This is a genomic window from Microbacterium testaceum (assembly GCF_001476285.1).
GTDB classification, from domain to species: Bacteria; Actinomycetota; Actinomycetes; order Actinomycetales; family Microbacteriaceae; genus Microbacterium; species Microbacterium testaceum_B.
In genome coordinates, this window is record NZ_LDRU01000061.1 from 1 (window position 1) to 14,651 (window position 14,651).

Here is a 14,651-nt window from a genome sequence, read left to right on the forward strand (position 1 = left end):
GCGACGCCGCGCGCGCGGCGGAGGACGCCGGTGTCGAGGAGCTGTGGCTCTGGGAAGACTGCTTCCGCTCTTCCGCGTGGGCCGCCGCAGCCGCCGCCCTCGCCGTCACCGATCACCTGCGCATCGGTGTCGGGATCGCGCCTTTCCCCCTCCGCAACGTCGCCGCCTCGGCGATGGAGGTCGCGACGATCGAGCGGATGTTCCCCGGTCGGCTCCTCCCCGGTTTCGGACACGGCGTACAGGACTGGATGCGTCAGATCGGGGCGAAGGCCGCCTCGCCGCTCACGCTCATGCAGGAGCAGCTCCCCGCCCTCCGCTCGTTGCTCGCGGGCGACACGGTCAGCGCCGAGGGGAGATACGTGCGACTGCGCGAGGTCGCCCTCGACTGGCCGCCCGCCGAGGCTCCGCTCGTCTACGCGGCGGCCGAAGGGCCGAAGACCCTGGCTCTCGCCGGTGCCGTCGCCGACGGCGTCATCCTCGACAGTCGGCACACGGTCGACGAGATCGCCGAGGCCGTCGGCGTGGTGCGGGCGGGGAGAGCGGATGCCGGTCGCGACGGCCGCACCGATGTCGTCGCCTACGTGCTCACGGCCTTCGGTCCCGGCGCCCGGGAGCGGGCGGCAGCCGCGGTGGGCGACCGACCTGACGCCGCGGATCGGGTGCTGGCCGGCTCCGTATCCGAGGTCGCCGAGGGCGTCGCTCGATTCCAGGCCGCCGGCGTCGACGATGTCGTGCTGCTTCCGACGGATGACGTCGACCTCGCGGCCTTCTACGCCGCGGTCGGCCAGGTGGCGATCGCCGTTCCGAACGCCGGAGGGGTGTCATGACCCGGGGCGTCGTCTCGCTCGGACTGGCGGGAGCGCTCGGCCCCGAGTCGATCGCCCGTATCGCCCCCGAGGTCGAGAGAGCCGGGTTCCACGCGCTCTGGATCAACGACACCCCCGACGGTGACGCCCTTGCCGCGCTCGCCGCGGCGGCGACGGTGACCGAGCGCCTGCACCTCGCCACCGGCGTCGTGCCTGTCGACCGTCGACCTGGTGATGCGATCGCCGCAGAGGTGGCGTCCCTCGATCTTCCGCTCGACCGGTTGACTCTAGGGATCGGCTCGGGCATCGCGAAAGAGGGCGCTCTGGCACGGGTCGGCGACGCGATCGAGGTGCTGCACGGCGCGGGCATGCCGCGTGTGCTCGTCGGCGCGCTCGGTCCGAAAATGCGCCGCACCGGCGTCGAGCGGGCCGAGGGGGTGCTTCTCAACTGGGTGCCGCCGGTCGAGGCACGCGCGCAGACCGACGCTCTGCACGAGATCTCTCCTGCTGCGCACATCGCGGTCTACGTGCGGACGGCGATCGTTCCCGGCGCGCGGGCCCGCCTCGAGGCCGAGACGGAGCGATACGCGTCGTTCCCGAACTACGCCGCGAATTTCGCGCGGATGGGGGTGGATGCCGCGGACACGACGATCCGCGACGTCACCGAGCTGAGCGACGCGCTCGAGGCGTACACCGCGGCGACCGACGAGGTCGTGCTCCGCGCGATCGTGCCGGAAGATACGGTGGAGGCGTACATCGACTTCGTGCGGCGGACGGCGCCCTCGCCGAGCTGACGGGAAGGGGGGCCACGGCTGACCCGTCTTCGCGGGGCCGACGCGACAGTCGTTTGCGCGGCTCTCCCGCTGGCCTATTCGCGCCTGTCGGCGCGCGAGGGCGGTCGCTGCGGGCCCCGCACCGAGCGCACTCCGGAACACGCCGGGCCGCGCGCTCGCCGCCGGGTTGCTCTCGCTGCCGGGTCGCTCTCGCTACCGAGCCGCGCTCGGTCGATGCGGGACTCCGTGCGGATGTTCGCCGCGCCGCGCGCCGTAGCATGGGCCCATGCGGCGACTTCCGGTGACCCTCGTGACGATCGCGGCCACTGCGGCGCTGCTTTCCGCCTGCACCGGTGCGCCGGCAGCGGGGGACGCTCCCACAGGGAGCGCCGCGGCGGCCTCGGTCGGCCCGCCGCCCGCCACGGAGTCGAACCTCGGTTCGGAGCCGACCCCGGCTCCCGCGTCGACTCCGGACGCCGCCTCGATCGCCCAAGCCGATGCGTGGCTCGGCGCGATCGCGCTGCCCGCGGGGGCGGTGCGCACGGATGACAACACCCGGTTGTACACGTCGTTCGCCGGATGGATCTGCGCGCCGATCGCGGGGCGGCACGGGGAGTGGCTCGTCCCGAACGCCGATGTGGACGGGACGATCGACTGGATTCGCGAGAACCCGCCCGCCGGATTGAAGGCCACGACCGGGGGCGGCTCGTTCGGCGATGCCCCGCCGCCGACCTCCGCGACTGTCGCCTTCACCCCGGAGGACCTCTCCCAGCAGGGCGTCCTCTTCCGGGCGGATCGCAGAGGTTCCAGCGTCGCCGTGCAAGCCGACGTCGTCGCGCTCGGCTCGACCTCCGTGTGCCCGGAGCCCGATCCCGGCACGAGCTTCGGTCTGCCCGGTCAGGGTTGATCCGGCGCGGGTCAGGCTGAGGTGCCGGCCGTCTCCATCCCCACCAGCGCGTCCGCGATGACTCGATCGATCCAGTCCCTGCGGGGAAGCGCGGCGATCTCGTCGCGCGCGAACCATCCCACTTCGAGCAGCTCATCTTGGTCGGCGACGGCCGCGCTCAGCAGCTCGCAGTCGTAGGCGGTGGTCACGTATCCGACCTGATCGCCGTTCGGGTAGGTCACCATCATGGGGTCCCCGCCATACACGCCGACGATCCCGCGGATGCGCACGGCGGCTCCGGTTTCTTCGCCGATCTCGCGGTGCAGGGCCTCGGCCGGCTCTTCGCCGGGTTCCACCGCTCCGCCCATCAGGCTCCACAGCCCGGAGTGTCGGTGGCGGGCCAGGAGGAACCGATCCCGTTCGCGGATCACCGCGGTCACTCCCGGCAGGAGCAGTAGGTCGGTTCCGATGCGCGAGCGGATCGAGGCGACATAGTCCGAGACGGGCATGCGGCGAGTTTAGGCAACGGACCTGGCGGCGAACGGGGCCAACGCCGCAGCGACCAGCCTCTGCCCGCGCTCGGGCGGCATCCGTCCGTCCCCTTCGGCCCCACGCGCCACCGCGATGCCGTCGAGGACCGCGAGAAGCAGGCCCGCGTCGTTGGCGGTGATGTCGGCGGCGGGATAAGCCTCGGACAGCAGCATTTGCACGGCCTCTTCGGTGCGCCGCCACTCCCGCTCGTGCATCGCGCGGACCTCGGGATCGGTGCCCGCGCGCGAGGCGAAGGCGGTCCACACGATCGCGTCCCGCCGGCCCGCTTCACCGAGGGCGGCCAGTTCCTCGCAGAACACGCTCAGGCGCTCGCCCGCCGAGTCGACTCCGGCCAACGCGGCCCCGACGCGATCGTGGAAGTGCGCGGTCACGGCATCCATGGCCCCGATGATCAGCGCCGCCCGTGTGGGGAAGTGATGTTGGACCGCGCCGACGGAGACACCCGCGGCGGCGGCGACCTTGCGGACGCTGAGGTCGTCAGCGCCCCGCGTCGACAGCACGTCGAGGACCGCCTCGGTGATGATCTCCCGGCTGCTGGGCGCGGGGGGAACGCGTGGGTTCACCCTCGTAGGCTACGGTGAAGGCGTGACCAATACGAACGTATTGCCCAGTCCTCATCGTGTCCAGGCCCTCGACGTCGTGCGCGGAGTTGCCATCGTCGGCACGCTCGCGACCAACATCTGGGTGTTTTCGCACCCGTGGGGTCTGCTCGGCATGCTGAGCTCGCCCACGGTTCCGGGGGAGCAGGCAGCCGACGCCCAGTTGGTGCTCATGGCCTTGGCTCAGGGGAAGTTCCTCGCGCTGCTTTCGCTCACCTTCGGGATCGGCCTGGCCCTGCAGCATCGCTCGGCCCATAGCCACCGACGGCGGTGGCCGGGACGCTACCTGTGGCGCGCCGCGCTTCTGTTCGTCGACGGTGTCGTCAACTACGTCCTCATCGCCGAGTTCGACGTCCTGATGGGGTACGCCGTCACGGCTGCGATCGTGTCGTTCCTGCTCCTGACCCGGCCCCGGGCGCAACGGGCGATGATCCTCGTGTTCGGCGGTCTCCACGTCGCCATGATCTCGCTCATCGTGCTGGCGCTTACGGCGATTCCCGGGGCGAACGTCGATGGAGCGCTACCGGACGGTCCAAGTCCGTACGCCACCGAATCGTTCTGGGGTCTCGCTCTTTTCCGCGTGGACAACATCGACGTGTTCCGCGCAGAACCGGTCCTCATCGGCTTCCTGTCGCTCGCGATGTTCCTCGCCGGCGCGGCCCTCTTGCGGGCCGGTGTCTTCACGGCCGACGGCGCAGGGCTGCGTCGCCGACTCATGGTCGCGGGGGCGTGCGCCGCTCCACTCGACCTCGTGCTCGCCCTCACGGCGACGCCCGCGGGACTCCTCCTCGAACGGTACGTTGCGGCACCGGTCGTCGGCCTCGGTCTTCTCGGACTCATCGTCGAGCTCTGTCGGTTCCGTGGAGTGAGCGGGTGGTGGGCCCGCCGCGCGACCGAGATCGGCCGGGTCGCGCTCAGCGCATATCTTCTGCAGAACCTTCTCGGCGGCGCGCTCTTCTACGGATGGGGGTTCGGGCTCGCCGAGAGTCTCGAGCCCTGGCGCGTGCCCGTGACGGTGATCGCCTTCGTCGCGATCACCGTCCTCGTCGCGAGCGCGGCGCACCTCTGGTTGCGTCGCTTCTCGACGGGACCGGTGGAGTGGCTGTGGCGCGCGGCCGCGAACCTGGCCGCGCGCGACCGGCCCTCGACCGCGTCGTGAGTGGAAGACTGACCGGATGCCACGCCCCCGAGGTCTCACCATCCGCTCCGTCGCGCGCGGCGGCCTGGCCATGCTCCTTGTCGGCGCCGGCGTCAGCCACCTGACGTGGGGTCGTCGCGGCTACCGCATCGTCGTGCCCGGCTGGGCGACGAGGATGCTCCACACCGACAAGGACGCCATCGTCGTGGCATCCGGAGCGGCCGAAGTGCTCCTCGGCACCGCGCTCATCGCGCTCCCGCGAGAACGCGGACGGATCGGCGCGGCGATCGCCGCGTTCTTCGTCGCGGTGTTTCCCGGCAACGTGCACCAGTGGCGCACGGGGCGATCGGCACCCGGCCTGAACACCGATCGCGCGCGTTTCGTCCGGCTCTTCCTGCAGGTCCCGCTCGTGGCGTGGGCCTGGTGGGCGACGCGTCGGCGCTGACGTCGCGCCGCGTTCCGCTTTCGCCGCGGGACGCTCCGCGCCCCGCCCCGCCGCCCTCCACGCGCGACGGCGACCGCAGACGATGCGGGATGCTCTAGGCCGCCTCCCCGAGCTCCAGGATGCCGTTCTCGAACGCGGCGCGGGCGAGGATCTTGTAGCCGTGCTCGGGGAAGAAGACCGTCAGTCGGTCGTCCTCGATGCCCATGACCGTGCCGGTCCCGAACTCCGCGTGTTGGACGGTCGAGTCGATGCGGATCCCGCCGTCGTCGTTCGCGTCCGTGGCCTCGACCGGCGCGCCGACGCCGTGATCGCACCGGTCGCAGGAACCGCACGATGCGGGACTCTCGACACCGAAGTACTCCAGCAGAGCACGGCGGCGGCAGTGCGTGGTCTCGGCGTAGCCGCGCATGATCTCGATACGCGAGGCACGGATGCGCTCCTCGGCCTCGTCGCGCTCACGCACGGCGGCGACGGCGTCGCCGGCCGAGACCTTCTTCTGCACGGACACGCCCTCGGCCCCCGACACGGCCAGACCACTCGCGACGAGCTGATTGAGCACGCGACCGATGACCCGAGCGGGGCGACCGCTGCGCTCAGCGACGTCTTTCGTTCGGAGCGGCTTGCGCGAACGGCGCAGCACATCCCAGACCCCCGCGATGTCGGCGCGCTTGGTGTGCCCACCCGCGAAGAACGACCGCAGCGAGAAGTCTTCGGCTCGATAGTGGAGGATCGCCCGCGCGGGCTGACCGTCGCGCGCGGCGCGGCCGATCTCCTGCGCGTACGCGTCCAGCGACTCGGTCACGTCGGCGTGCACGACGAGGCGCACGTCGCTCTTGTCCACGCCCATCCCGAACGCCGAGGTGGCGACGACGACGTCGAGCTCGCCGGCGCTCCACGCGGAATGCACCTCATCACGTCGCTTCTGCGCCATCGCGCCGTGGTAGGCGGCCGCCCGGAGCCCGAGCTCACCCAGCTCGTCCGCGTACAGCTCGGTGCCCTTGCGCGTGGCAACGTAGAGGAGCGCCGGGCCCTCGGCATCCTGAACGTCCGCGAGCACGGCACGGCGTTTGTCGGCGTCGTGCTCGTGGCGGCGGACGGCCATGTGGATCTCGGGGCGGTCCATGCCGCGCACCTCGAGGTGCGGATCGCGCATGCCGAGGCTCGCGACGATGTCATCGCGGACGGGCGCGGATGCCGTCGCCGTCAGCGCCAGGACCGGCGGGTGCCCGAGGGCCTCGACGGCATCCCCGATGCGGGCGTAGTCGGGGCGGAAGTCGTGGCCCCAGGCCGACACGCAGTGCGCTTCGTCGACCACCACCAGCCGCACGTCGGAGCGCGCGAGTCGCTCGAACACCTCGGCGTTGGCGAGCTGCTCCGGCGCGAGGAACGCGTAGACGGCGTCGTCGCCCTCGATCGCCGCCCAGGCTGCCTTGCGCGCCGAGGCGCTCGTGCGCGAGTTCAGCGCGACGGCGGCGGGGGCATCGGGTGCCGCGTCGATGGAGTCGATCTGGTCGCGCTGCAGCGCCAGCAGGGGTGAGATCACCAGGGTCGTCCCGCCCAGCTCGCATCCGGCGATCTGATACACCGCCGACTTGCCCGCCCCCGTGGGGAACACCACGAGCGTGTCGCGGCCGCCCACGACCGCGTCGATCGCCTCGGCCTGGCCGGGCAGCAGGTCGTCCCAGCCGAACACCTCGCGGGCGGTGCGGGCGGACTGTTCGAGGGTGGCGGGTGCGTTCACGGTGCCTCATTCCTGGGGGAGGCTTCCAGCACACCCTGAACCTCCGACATCGCCGCGGGGGTTGCGAGGAGGGGGCGCGTGTGGAACACACGACATCCGACGTGCTCCTCGCACGGCCGCTCCGCGCGCGCAAGTGTCGAAGCGATGTCGGAGGGGGATGCCAGGATGCCAACATGCTGTTCGGCGACATCGAGACGACCCTCGTGGCGGTGACGAGCACGCGCTCGCGCCTGGCCAAAGTCGACGCCCTGGCCGCCCTGCTCAGCGACCTCGGGCCGGATGAGATCGCTCCGGCGGTGGGTCTGCTCACGGCGTCTCCTCGGCAGGGCCGGCTCGGCGTCGGCTGGCGCACGCTGTCCGCGCGCGGAGGGGCGCACGCGGCGGATCCGACCCTCACGATCCGCGAGGTCGACGAGGCGTTCTCGCGTCTCGTCGAGATCGGCGGAGCGGGATCCGCGGCCGTGCGGACGGCCCTCCTCGACGATCTCGCGTCCCGCGCGACCGCGAGTGAGTGGCAGCTCCTGGTCCGGATCATGACGGGCGAGCTGCGGACGGGTGCCCTCGAGGGCGTCCTGCAGGATGCCATCGCTCGAGCCGCCGAACGCGACGGCGCCGCGGTGCGTCGGGCCGCCATGCTGTCGGGCGACCTGGGTGAGACCGCCGTCATTGCCCTGACCGGCTCCGTCGACGACCTCACCGCGGTCGGGTTCGTGGTCGGCCGCGGCGTCCAGCCCATGCTGGCGTCCACGGCCGCGACCGTGGCGGAGGCTCTGGATGCCGCGGGCCGCGCGTCGGTGGAGTACAAGCTCGACGGCGCGCGGGTGCAAGTCCATCGGCGCGGCGACGAGGTGCGCGTGTTCACCCGGACGCTCGCCGATGTCACGCACCGCGTGCCCGAGATCGTCGAGGTCGCGCGCTCGCTCCCCGTCGAGGACGTGATCCTCGACGGCGAGACGCTTTCGCTCGACGACGACGGTGCTCCGCGTCCGTTCCAAGACACGATGGCGCGCTTCGGCGCCGAGACGGCCCGCGAGATCGCTCTGCGGCCGTGGTTCTTCGACATCCTGCACGTCGACGGGCGCGACCTCATCGACGAACCGCTCGAGGCGCGCCTCGACGAGCTGCAGCGTGTCGCGGGGGAGTACCGCATTCCCGGCCTCCTGACCGACGATGCCAGGGCCGCCGATGCCTTCGCCCGGGCGGCGCTCGACGCAGGACACGAGGGCGTCATGGTGAAGGGGCTCGACGCGCCCTATGCGGCGGGGCGCCGCGGCAAGAGCTGGCTGAAGGTCAAACCCGTGCACACCTTCGACCTCGTGGTGCTGGGCGTCGAGCGAGGGTCCGGGCGCCGTGCCGAGTGGCTGTCGAACCTGCATCTCGGGGCGCGTGATCCCGAGGGGGCGTTCGGTGAGCCGGGCGGTTTCGTGATGGTGGGCAAGACGTTCAAGGGGCTGACCGACGAACTCCTGCGGTGGCAGACCGCGCACTTCGCGGACCGGGCGATGGGTGAGGTGGCCGGTGGCATCCGCGTCGTCCCCGACACCGTGGTCGAGATCGCGATCGACGGGGTGCAACGCTCGGTGCGGTACCCCGGCGGGATCGCTCTGCGCTTCGCCCGGGTCAAGGGGTACCGCCCCGACAAGCCGGCGGCCGAGGCCGACACGATCAGCACCCTCCGGGCGATGCTTCCGGGTGGTGCCGCCGGAGCGGTGACCTCCCCCGACGAGAGGACGACACGATGAGTCTGGCTCCCTGGCTCGACGGTGAACTGGGCTACCGCAGCTTCGGTACACCGGGCGCTCCGCGGGCGGTGTTCGTCCTCCGTACGGGCGACGTCTCAACCACGGATCCCGATGCGCGTGTGACTTCGGGGTACGACGTGCGGGTCGTCGCGGTGGGCCTCGACGCCCCCGAACTCGAGGATCCGCCGGTGTTCGGCGGACAGACGCCCGCGGGCCTCACCGTCGAAGCGTTGCGCGACCTCCTCGAGCGTGAGGCCCCCGGCGCGACCGTGGGCCTCGTGGGCGAACGGGCGGCGGGACCGATTGCGATCTACCTCGCCGCGGCGATGGGGCCGGTCGTCGATCGCCTCGCGATCGTCGGCGTGGCGAGTCCATCCGACCCGTTGAGCCGTGACCTGCGTACCCCTCTCCTCGACCATCTCGACGCGGAGGCGCTCGTGATCGTCGGGGGAGAGGGGCCCGCTGCGGTCGCCGACGCCGAGTGGTACGTCGGGCGCATGCGGGAGGCCGAGATGCAGGTCGTCCCCGACGACGAGATCGGCTCGGTCAACGGAGAGATCACGCTCACGTCGGTATGGGACCGCGTTCTCGCTCACGTCGCCCCGGGCGCCGCGCGTCGCTGACTCGCCGCGAGTCTCGGCTCACCGCTGCCGACGCGTCGCGGCATGGACCGCGCGCTCTCGAGTCGCCGGCGGATCGATGGCGGGATGGCGCCGGGTCAGCCCCGCGACACCGCCTTGACCTGCACGACGTTGGACTCCTCGTCGACCTCGACGTGATCCGTCTGCGCCTTCAGGAAGTCCGAGAAGCTCCGGAACCCGAGCGCTTTCTCGCTGAACGAGGGGTCGAGGCGCTTCATGAGGTCCTTCACGGCGGAGGCGTGCAGCCATTCGCCGTCGGCGCGCTCGCCCTCGAGCTGCATTGCGCGGTCGAGCAGGTCGACCGCCGGGTCCTTCGAACGCTTGCGTGCGCGGGGCCGCGAGGGCGCGGCATCCTTCTTCGTCTCCGCAAGATTCGGGATGCCGGGAAGCGAATCGTACGAATCGAAGCGGTCGCACGCCGCAGCGAGCGACTTGGCCGTCGAGCCGGCCACGCCGACGCCCACGACGTAGCGTCCGAGTCGCTTACAGCGCTGCGCGAGGGGGACGTAGTCGCTGTCGCCGGCGACGATGACGACGTGGGTGAGGTCGGGGAGACGGAACATGTCTTCGACGGCATCCACCGCGAGGCGGATGTCGGCACCGTTCTTGGCGTACGCCGCCGCGGGGAAGAGCTGCACGAGATCGACGGCGCGAGCGACCAGTTGTGAGCGGTACTCAGCGTTCACCGGTGCCGACCAGTCGGCGTAGGCGCGCGTGAGCACGAGTGTGCCGAACGACGCCGCGTAGTCGATGACCGCCCCGACATCGATGGTCGCCTTGGTGAGCCGGTCGGCGATCTCGGGATCCATCGGGTTCTCGGCGATCTTCTGCCGATCGCGCGAATAGGCGTTGCGGCCGTGCACCCGGTCGTACCAGGACATGACGATGTTGTCGAAGTCGAGATAGACGGCGACGCGGGCGCTCTGCGTTTCGGGCATGGCATCCAGTTTCACCCGTCGGGGCTGCCAGGGCCAGTCCGCGGTCGGTCGCGCCGCTCGGCGTGCTCCCGGGCGCGGTGGTCGGCGTGCCGCTCGTCGCTGCGTGGTGTGCCGTCGTGCGGAGTTCGGCCGCGGCGCGCCGGTTCAGCCCGTCTCGTGGCGGCGTGTCGGCCACGAACTCCGCGGGACGGCACGCCCCTGATGCCCACCGCCCGTACGAACCGTGCACGAACTTCGCGGGACGGTACGCCCCAGGGCGCCGCACGCCGGGGGAATGGATGCCGTGGGCCGGTGCTGCGGTCGGGGTGGGGTGTGTGCCGTCGCGCGGAGTTCGGCCGCGGCGCGCCGGTTCGGGCCCTCCGGTGACGGCGTGTCGGCCACGAACTCCGCGGGACGGCACGCCCCTGATGCCCACCGCCCGTACGAACCGTGCACGAACTTCGCGGGACGGTACGCCCCAGGGCGCCGCACGCCGGGGGGAATGGATGCCGTGGGCCGGTGCTGCGGTCGGGGTGGGGTGTGTGCCGTCGTGCGGAGTTCGTCCGCGGCGCGCCGGTTAAGCCCGTCTCGTGGCGGCGTGTCGGCCACGAACTCCGCGCGACGGTACGCCCCGGCGGCCCGCCGTGCGGGGAATGGATGCCGCTGCCCCGGCGCTGCCCCGAGAACCGACCCCGGACTCAGCGCTCCCCGGGGTAGACCACGCCGATCTGGCGGCGGACCTCGTCGAGGACGCCCATGATCGCGACGGTCTCGTCGATCGGCAGCACGTCGCTCGAGGTCACGCCGGCCGCGACGAAGCGCTCGGCGGCCTCGGCCTGGAACTGCATGCCGCGACCCTCGATCTCGGTCGTGAACTCCTCGAGCACATCGCCGTCGGGCGACACCACACGGAACGACGTGGGGGTGTACCAGACCCGGTCGATCTCGATGCGGGCCTCGGTGCCGACGATCTGCGCGGTGTTCGCGCCGGCGCCGCGCGAGGACGACACGGTGGTCGAGAGGGCGCCGCCGGGGTGCACGAAGAGCGTGGCGACCTCGGCGTCGCTGTCGGCATCCGACAGCCGGGCGACAGCCGAGACGCTCTGCGGCAGGCCGAGCACGTCGACGGCGAACGAGATCGGATAGATGCCGAGGTCGAGCAGGGCACCGCCCCCGAGCTCGAGGGCGTTGAGGCGGTGAGCGGGGTCGGTCGAGATCTTCTGCGTGTGATCGGCCGAGACCACGCGGATCTCACCGAGGGTCCCCTCGGTGATGATCTCGCGGATGCGCACCATGTGCGGGAGATACCGGGTCCACATCGCCTCCATGGCGAGGAGGCCCTTCTCGGCGGCGCGGTCGCGGATGATCGCGGCTTCGGTCTCGTTGAGCGTGAAGGGCTTCTCGACCAGGACGTGCTTGCCGTGGTCGAGGGCGAGCAGCGCGTTGTCGACGTGACCCGGGTGCGGGGTGGCGATGTAGACGATGTCGACCGTCGGGTCGCTCACGAGCTCTTCGTACGAGCCGTGCGCGTGCGGGATGTCATACTGCGCGGCGAACTCGCGCGCGCTCTCGATGCGGCGGGAGCCGACGGCGGCGACGTCGAGGCCCGCCGTGCGGAGGTCGGAGGTGAAGGCGTGGGCGATGCCACCTGTCGCGAGGATGCCCCAGTGCAGTCCGGTCATGGTCCCACCGTATCGGCGGCGTCCGACATCGACCGCCCCGTCTGCGCGGGGAGTCTCGGATGCCGCGGGCTTAGGCTCGCTGCATGACGCCCGTCGAGCGATTCCGCGAGCTCCTGCGCATCCCCACCGTCTCCCGGGTGGACCTCGCCGAGGTCGATACAGCCCGGTTCGAGGAGTTCCACGCGGCGCTCGCACGGCTCTACCCGCTGACGCACGCGCGGTTGGAGCGCGAGATCGTCGCCGGTCACTCGCTGCTGTACCGGTGGGCGGGGGAGTCGACGGATGCGCCCCTCGTGCTCCTCGCGCACCAGGATGTCGTGCCGGTGGACGGGCAAGCGTGGCGGCATCCGCCCTTCGACGCCGTCGTCGAGGGGGAGGGGGCCGAAGAAGTGATATATGCCCGCGGAGCGATAGATGACAAGGGCGCTCTCGTCGCCATCCTCGAGGCTGTCGAAGAAGCGCTGGCGGAGGGTGTCACGCCGCGGACCGACGTCTGGCTCGCGTTCGGTCACGACGAAGAGACGCACGGCTCGGGGGCTCGTGCGATCGCGGCGCTCCTCGCGGAGCGTGGCATCCGTCCGGCCCTTGTGCTCGACGAGGGTGGGGCCGTGGTGGAGGGGGCGCTGCCGGGCGTGGCGGCACCGACCGCGATGATCGGCGTCGCCGAGCGCGGGGTGGCGACGTTCGATCTGGTCACGCGCGAGGCCGGGGGCCACGCCTCGACTCCGCCGCGCCTGCCCGCGACCGCCCGGCTCGCGCGCGCGATCGACCGCCTGCGTCGACGTCCGTTCCCGCTGCGGCTCGCGGATCCGGTGCGCGCGATGCTCGGGACGGCCGCCGCCCACGCGGGGGAACCCCTCCGCACGCTCTTCCGGCGCACCAGCCTGTCGGCGCCGGTCGTCACCGCCGCGTTCTCTCTCCTCGGTCCCGAGACGAATGCGCTCGTCCGCACGACCGCGGTCGTGACCCGGCTCGAGGGCGCGGCCGGCGAGAACGTCCTGGCCACGACGGCGCGCGCGAGCGTGAACGTCCGCCTCCTCCCCGGAGACACGCTCTCCGACGTCGCGATCCATCTCCGCCGCGCCGTCGCGGATCCGCTCGTCGACCTCGAGCTCCGCCAGGGCGGCGAGGCCTCTCCGGTGTCACCCTGGCACGGCGACGAGTGGCGCCGCGTGGCGAGTGCGGTTGTCGCGACGCTCGGGGACGACGTGGTGCCTCTGCCGTACCTCCAGCTCGGGGCGAGCGACAGCCGCTTCTACACCGGTCTCACCGCGAACGTGTATCGCTTCGCGCCCTTCCACCTCACCCGTGCAGAGCGCGACGCTCTGCACGCGCCGGACGAGCGCATCCGCGTGGATTCCTGGCTCCGCGGCATCCGCTTCTACCGGGCTCTGCTCGAATCCTGACCGTGCGATCGCGCGCGGCACGCAACGGGCGAAGCGCCGGGTTATCCTCGTGTGACCGGTCACGCGAGGGCCGTTGACGCAAAGAGGCGAACCATGAGCGAGACCGACCTTCCGGATGCCACGGGCCGTGCCCCCAGCATCCGCGACGTGGCGCGTCTCGCGGGGGTGTCGTATCAGACGGTTTCGCGGGTCATCAACAACAGCCCCCAGCTCCGCCCCGAGACGGCGGCGCGGGTCCGCTCGGCGATCGCCGAGCTGAAGTTCGTCCCGAATCAGGCGGCACGCGCCCTGGCGACGAGTCGTTCGCGTCTCATCGGCGTCCTCGGTCCGAGGACGACGACGCACGGCACGGCGACGATGGTCCAGGCCATCGAGTCCGCAGCCCGCGCCGCGGGATACCGGCTGACCCTGACGAATCTGGCCACGAGCGCCCCCGAGGACGTGCGTGCCTCGATCGATCACCTCATGCAGCAGTCGGTCGAGGGACTGATCGCGGTCGCGCCGCAGACGCGCGTCGTTCCGATCCTCGACGAGCTGCGGCTCCCCGTGCCGGTGCAGATCGTCGCCTCGACGGGCACCTCGACCTCGCACAACGACCAGGCGGCCGGCGCGCGCGCCGCGGTTCGCCACCTCATCGAGATCGGGCACACGCGCATCCTGCACATCGCCGGTCCCCGCGACTGGGTCGAGGCCGACCACCGCATGCGGGGGTACCTGGCGGAGATGGATGCCAACGACCTCGCGCCGCGTCCACCCGTCCTCGGCGACTGGACGGCGCAGTTCGGTTTCGAAGCGGGCCTCGAACTGCTGCGCACCGAGGACGCGACAGCGGTGTTCGCGGGCAATGACCATATGGCGCTCGGGTTCATGCATGCCGTCCGGGCCATAGGACGCTCGGTGCCCGAGGACATCTCGGTGGTCGGCTTCGACGATGTGCCGGAGTCGGCGCACCTGTGGCCGCCGCTCACGACGGTGCGGCAGGACTTCGCGGGCATCGGCGCGCGCGCGGTGCGCGAGGTCCTCGCCGCGTTGGGTGAACCCGCCGACGCGGGCGCTTCGGTCGAGCCCGACCACCTGCGCCTGATCGTGCGATCGTCGACCGCGCCACCCAGTCGCTGATCGTCACATTTCGGCAACGGCTGGACGGGGTGCGCACGGGGACTTGACACGTCGGTCCCGCACGGGGGTAGCATCACACACACAATGTGAACGGTCACATGACCGGTCACACGACCGACGGGACTCGCTGCGGAGCGGATCCGTCGAGACGAAGATGTTTCGACCGTCTTTCGTTTCGCCCTGTCGAATCGTGCGTCCGGCGTG

The 14,651-nt window shown here is 71.5% G+C and carries 14 protein-coding genes; 9 read left to right on the forward strand and 5 right to left on the reverse strand.

The genetic code is table 11. The features are described from left to right. The 3 genes from NS283_RS10940 to NS283_RS10950 all read left to right on the forward strand — a co-directional run. On the forward strand, positions 1-827 hold an 827-nt coding region (locus NS283_RS10940; RefSeq protein WP_058596901.1), incomplete at its 5' end, for an LLM class flavin-dependent oxidoreductase. Continuing rightward, complete coding sequence (locus NS283_RS10945; RefSeq protein ID WP_058596902.1) at positions 824-1,600, forward strand: LLM class flavin-dependent oxidoreductase; 777 nt, start codon at positions 824-826, stop codon at positions 1,598-1,600. The genes NS283_RS10940 and NS283_RS10945, both read left to right, overlap by 4 nt. Positions 1,601-1,865: 265 nt before the next feature. Beyond that, the gene (locus NS283_RS10950) at positions 1,866-2,486 is read left to right on the forward strand and encodes a hypothetical protein (protein ID WP_058596903.1); all 621 of its coding nucleotides are present in this window, start codon (positions 1,866-1,868) and stop codon (positions 2,484-2,486) included. 11 nt (positions 2,487-2,497) lie between these two features. Here the strand turns inward: NS283_RS10950 and NS283_RS10955 are convergent, their stop codons facing one another. Beyond that, positions 2,498-2,974, reverse strand: a complete 477-nt coding sequence (locus NS283_RS10955) for an NUDIX domain-containing protein (protein WP_058596904.1) — start codon at positions 2,972-2,974, stop codon at positions 2,498-2,500. Between the two features lie 9 nt (positions 2,975-2,983). Continuing rightward, positions 2,984-3,580 carry a TetR/AcrR family transcriptional regulator gene (locus NS283_RS10960; RefSeq protein WP_058596905.1) on the reverse strand — a complete coding sequence of 199 codons (597 nt, stop codon included), beginning with the start codon at positions 3,578-3,580 and terminating at the stop codon, positions 2,984-2,986. A 22-nt stretch (positions 3,581-3,602) separates the two neighbouring features. Between NS283_RS10960 and NS283_RS10965 the strand changes: the two genes are divergently transcribed. Further along, on the forward strand, positions 3,603-4,775 hold the full coding sequence (locus NS283_RS10965; RefSeq protein ID WP_241492237.1) for a DUF418 domain-containing protein: 1,173 nt from the start codon (positions 3,603-3,605) through the stop codon (positions 4,773-4,775). A 16-nt stretch (positions 4,776-4,791) separates the two neighbouring features. Beyond that, positions 4,792-5,199: a DoxX family protein gene (locus tag NS283_RS10970; RefSeq protein WP_153003344.1), complete on the forward strand. Its 408-nt coding sequence runs from the start codon at positions 4,792-4,794 to the stop codon at positions 5,197-5,199. A gap of 94 nt (positions 5,200-5,293) precedes the next feature. Here the strand turns inward: NS283_RS10970 and NS283_RS10975 are convergent, their stop codons facing one another. Beyond that, positions 5,294-6,940: a RecQ family ATP-dependent DNA helicase gene (locus NS283_RS10975; RefSeq protein WP_058596907.1), complete on the reverse strand. Its 1,647-nt coding sequence runs from the start codon at positions 6,938-6,940 to the stop codon at positions 5,294-5,296. A gap of 173 nt (positions 6,941-7,113) precedes the next feature. On the opposite strand from NS283_RS10975, the gene NS283_RS10980 reads away from it, so the two are divergent. Further along, complete coding sequence (locus NS283_RS10980) at positions 7,114-8,682, forward strand: ATP-dependent DNA ligase (protein ID WP_058596908.1); 1,569 nt, start codon at positions 7,114-7,116, stop codon at positions 8,680-8,682. Continuing rightward, positions 8,679-9,305 carry a hypothetical protein gene (locus tag NS283_RS10985; protein ID WP_058596909.1) on the forward strand — a complete coding sequence of 209 codons (627 nt, stop codon included), beginning with the start codon at positions 8,679-8,681 and terminating at the stop codon, positions 9,303-9,305. The genes NS283_RS10980 and NS283_RS10985 overlap by 4 nt, the downstream gene beginning before the upstream one ends. Positions 9,306-9,400: 95 nt before the next feature. Here NS283_RS10985 and NS283_RS10990 read toward each other — a convergent pair whose 3' ends face one another. Both NS283_RS10990 and NS283_RS10995 read right to left on the reverse strand, forming a co-directional pair. Continuing rightward, on the reverse strand, positions 9,401-10,261 hold the full coding sequence (locus NS283_RS10990) for an NYN domain-containing protein (protein WP_058596910.1): 861 nt from the start codon (positions 10,259-10,261) through the stop codon (positions 9,401-9,403). A 677-nt stretch (positions 10,262-10,938) separates the two neighbouring features. Then, complete coding sequence (locus NS283_RS10995; protein WP_058596911.1) at positions 10,939-11,922, reverse strand: Gfo/Idh/MocA family protein; 984 nt, start codon at positions 11,920-11,922, stop codon at positions 10,939-10,941. Between the two features lie 83 nt (positions 11,923-12,005). On the opposite strand from NS283_RS10995, the gene NS283_RS11000 reads away from it, so the two are divergent. Together NS283_RS11000 and NS283_RS11005 are read left to right on the forward strand one after the other, a co-directional pair. Further along, complete coding sequence (locus tag NS283_RS11000) at positions 12,006-13,328, forward strand: M20/M25/M40 family metallo-hydrolase (RefSeq protein ID WP_058596912.1); 1,323 nt, start codon at positions 12,006-12,008, stop codon at positions 13,326-13,328. 93 nt (positions 13,329-13,421) lie between these two features. Then, on the forward strand, positions 13,422-14,447 hold the full coding sequence (locus tag NS283_RS11005; RefSeq protein WP_058596913.1) for a LacI family DNA-binding transcriptional regulator: 1,026 nt from the start codon (positions 13,422-13,424) through the stop codon (positions 14,445-14,447). Positions 14,448-14,651 lie beyond the last annotated feature (204 nt).

Excerpts from the sequence above, each read along its gene's own strand:
- NS283_RS10945 (WP_058596902.1), top strand. The coding sequence starts at position 824 with ATGACCCGGGGCGTCGTCTCGCTCGGACTGGCGGGAGCGCTCGGCCCC.
- NS283_RS10950 (WP_058596903.1), top strand. The coding sequence starts at position 1,866 with ATGCGGCGACTTCCGGTGACCCTCGTGACGATCGCGGCCACTGCGGCG.
- NS283_RS10955 (WP_058596904.1), bottom strand. The coding sequence starts at position 2,974 with ATGCCCGTCTCGGACTATGTCGCCTCGATCCGCTCGCGCATCGGAACC.
- NS283_RS10970 (WP_153003344.1), top strand. The coding sequence starts at position 4,792 with ATGCCACGCCCCCGAGGTCTCACCATCCGCTCCGTCGCGCGCGGCGGC.
- NS283_RS10980 (WP_058596908.1), top strand. The coding sequence starts at position 7,114 with ATGCTGTTCGGCGACATCGAGACGACCCTCGTGGCGGTGACGAGCACG.
- NS283_RS10985 (WP_058596909.1), top strand. The coding sequence starts at position 8,679 with ATGAGTCTGGCTCCCTGGCTCGACGGTGAACTGGGCTACCGCAGCTTC.
- NS283_RS10990 (WP_058596910.1), bottom strand. The coding sequence starts at position 10,261 with ATGCCCGAAACGCAGAGCGCCCGCGTCGCCGTCTATCTCGACTTCGAC.
- NS283_RS10995 (WP_058596911.1), bottom strand. The coding sequence starts at position 11,922 with ATGACCGGACTGCACTGGGGCATCCTCGCGACAGGTGGCATCGCCCAC.
- NS283_RS11000 (WP_058596912.1), top strand. The coding sequence starts at position 12,006 with ATGACGCCCGTCGAGCGATTCCGCGAGCTCCTGCGCATCCCCACCGTC.
- NS283_RS11005 (WP_058596913.1), top strand. The coding sequence starts at position 13,422 with ATGAGCGAGACCGACCTTCCGGATGCCACGGGCCGTGCCCCCAGCATC.